The following is a 2,622-nucleotide window of genomic DNA, read 5'->3' as shown; positions in this document are numbered from 1 at the left end:
TCCGGATGCGCATCGCCTGCCCCATCATGGAAGAAGGGGCAGGCAAGCATGCCAAGCGCTAAGGCTTGGTTTCCGGCGGTCTTACCGCAGGGGCGTCGCGGTCACCCCGCCGTTGGGCTGGTAGGCCGGCGGCGCCTGGTAGTTCGGCGTCTGGTAGCTGGTCGCGGGCTGCTGCTGCATCGGCTGCGCCGCTGTCGGCGCCGCGTTCTGCGTGCCGTAGCGCAGCAGCGCGCCGCGCAGCGGGTCGGCGCCCGGATTGTGCGCGGCCATGTCCACCACCAGCTGCCGGGCGCTGTAGTCCTGGCCGTAATAGGCGCGGTTGGCGTCGCTGCGGGCGCTGATCAGCGAGCCGTCCAGCGCGATGCCGGCATAGAGGCCGCGGGTCTTGGCGAAGGTGACGATGTCGGCGCCGACCGCGGCGGTGGTCGAACCGGCGATGCCGCCGCCGATGGTCGCCACCGCGATCGAGGCGTCGGCGCCGACCTTGAACTGGCTGTCCATCAGGGCGGAGAGGCCCTTGTCGGTCAGCACCATCATCATGACCATGGCGTCCTGCACGCCGATCTGGAAGCCGATGCTGCCGCTGCCCAGGCTGTAGAAGGCGGGCGACGACCAGGAGCCGGCGCCGTCGCGCGCCAGCAGCAGGCAGGAGCCGCCCTGGCCGCCCAGGATGAAGCCGGCGCGGAAGATGCGCGGGCAGACCATCACCGCCCGCGCCCGGCGCAGCAGGGTGATGGCGTCGTTGAAATGGGCGGCATTGCCATCGCCGGCGCCCAGCATCTCCTGCACCGCCAGGGTGGAGCGGTCGACCAGCGCCTGCTCCTCGACCTGGGCGGCGGCGGGACGGGCCAGGGCAAGCATCGCGAGACCGGCCAGGGCCAGGCCGCGAGCAGGGGCAGGGATCGAGGAAAAGATCGACCGGCGCATGAACTTCCTCCGCCAAGCTGTTGGGGAGACATGAACTCCCGGCCCGCCGCTGGCAAGCCCAACTTGTGCGGAGCGGGGGGCAGGGACGCCCGCCGGCCCGGTTTGGCGATGAAAAGTGGGTGTGGAGGCGCGGGCTACCCCACCGCCCCCGGCTCCTCGTTGACCGACATCACCCGCCAATGGCCGTCATGGTTCTCAAGCCGGGTGAGAGACAGGTTCTTCACCGAGAACTGGAAGGCCTGGTGCGGGTCGAGCTTCAGCGCATGCGCCAGCGCCGCGCGGATCGAGCCGCCATGCGCCACCACGACGACGTCGCCGCCGGCATGGGCGCGGGTCATCTCCTCCAGCGCCGGGCCGATGCGGGCGACCACGTCCTCCAGGCTTTCGCCGCCGGGCGGGCGCTCCAGCGCGCCATGCGGCCAGAAGGGATGCGGCGGGTCGCGCAGCAGGCCGGTCAGCGCCTCATGCGTCACCCCCTGCCACTGGCCGAGATTCTGCTCGGCGAAGCGCGGCTCGACGGTCAGCGGCGCCTCCGGGTGGCCGGCGGCGAAGATGGCGGCGGCCGTCGCCCGGGTGCGCGACAGGTGGGTGTGGAACCAGCGCGCGCCGGCGGGCAGGCGGCCGGCCAGCCAGCGATAGGTCGCGGCCTCCTGCGCCATGGCGAGGGCGCAGACGGCGACATCCATGTCGCCATACATGACGAGGCGCGCCGACGGCTCGACGACGGCGTGGCGGATCAGGAAGAAGCGGGTCTGGGTCACGCGCCCGGCTGTAGCGGGTTTGCCGCCGGCCGTGAATGGCGCGCCCCTACCGCGTCTTCACCGGATCTTCACCCGCAGCCGGCAGGATGCCCCGGCCGGCTGTGTAAGGGGAGGACTGCTCCGCCTGCGCCGCCGCGATCCGCCCCAGGACGGGGCCGCAGGAGCGCAAGATGCCCAACCCGCCGGAAACGCCGCGCCCGCCGCCTGCCGAAACCCCCGCCGCGGAGCCGGCCAGGGGCGGCTTCGACCTGCAGTCGCTGCTGGGCGGGGAAGGCGGGGCCGGGACAGCGGGCCCGGGGCCGAACAGCTTCGGCCAGCACGGGCTGGAGCATCTGGGCGTCGCCGCGTTTGAGGGGGAGGGGCTGGCCCTGCCGGCCTGGGCCGACCACGCCGCCAGCCTGGCCTTCAGCATGCGCCTGCCCGGCTGGCCGGATGCGCCGGAGCCCAATGCGCTGCTGTCGCTGGCTTCCACCATGGCGCTGCGGCTCAGCCTGCACGGCACCGGGGGAATCGGCTTCGACACCAGCGCCATCCTGGGCGACGACGACCCGCCGGCGGAACCGGCACCGACCGAGCCGCGCGGCCCGGGCGGCGAGCGCTTCTGGTTCGGCTGAGGCGCCGCTCCGGAACGGCGGGCTATTCGCCCAGGTTGCTCAGCGCGCCGCTGCGTCGGGCGGCCTCGAACTGCCAGATGAAGGCGCGGCCCAGCAGCGCCAGCCAGACCGCGTCGAGGGCGAAGGCGGCCAGCAGGTGGCCGGTATCGACGCGGCCTTCCAGCAGCACGGCGCGCATCCCTTCGAAGACATGGGCGGCGGGCAGGGCGCTGGCCAGCCATTGCAGCGGCACCGGCAGGGTGGCCATCGGATAGAAGACACAGGCGAAGGGCGTCAGGCCGAACAGCACCGACCAGGCCAGCGGCTCGGCGCCGGCGCCG

The 2,622-nt window shown here is 73.0% G+C and carries 3 protein-coding genes and 1 pseudogene; 1 reads left to right on the top strand and 3 read right to left on the bottom strand.

Going from position 1 to position 2,622, the window contains the following annotated elements:
- Nucleotides 1-81: 81 nt before the first annotated feature.
- Both BKE38_RS24815 and BKE38_RS24810 read right to left on the bottom strand, forming a co-directional pair.
- On the bottom strand, nucleotides 82-927 hold the full coding sequence (locus tag BKE38_RS24815) for a lipid-binding SYLF domain-containing protein (protein WP_076959899.1): 846 nt from the start codon (nucleotides 925-927) through the stop codon (nucleotides 82-84).
- Nucleotides 928-1,061: 134 nt separating this feature from the next.
- Nucleotides 1,062-1,688 (bottom strand): histidine phosphatase family protein, encoded by a 627-nt coding sequence (locus tag BKE38_RS24810; RefSeq protein ID WP_076959898.1) that lies wholly within the window; start codon nucleotides 1,686-1,688, stop codon nucleotides 1,062-1,064.
- 170 nt (nucleotides 1,689-1,858) lie between these two features.
- Between BKE38_RS24810 and BKE38_RS24805 the strand changes: the two genes are divergently transcribed.
- Entirely contained in the window at nucleotides 1,859-2,302 is a 444-nt protein-coding gene (locus tag BKE38_RS24805) for a hypothetical protein (RefSeq protein WP_076959897.1), read from the top strand.
- Between the two features lie 22 nt (nucleotides 2,303-2,324).
- Here the strand turns inward: BKE38_RS24805 and BKE38_RS24800 are convergent.
- A pseudogene (locus BKE38_RS24800) lies at nucleotides 2,325-2,622 on the bottom strand (ABC transporter permease); the annotation flags it as partial.

Source organism: Teichococcus deserti, from assembly GCF_001982615.1.
Classification (GTDB): Bacteria; Pseudomonadota; Alphaproteobacteria; order Acetobacterales; family Acetobacteraceae; genus Pseudoroseomonas; species Pseudoroseomonas deserti.
The sequence above is the reverse complement of the archived record's forward strand: the minus strand, read 5'-3'. Positions and strand labels throughout refer to the sequence as shown.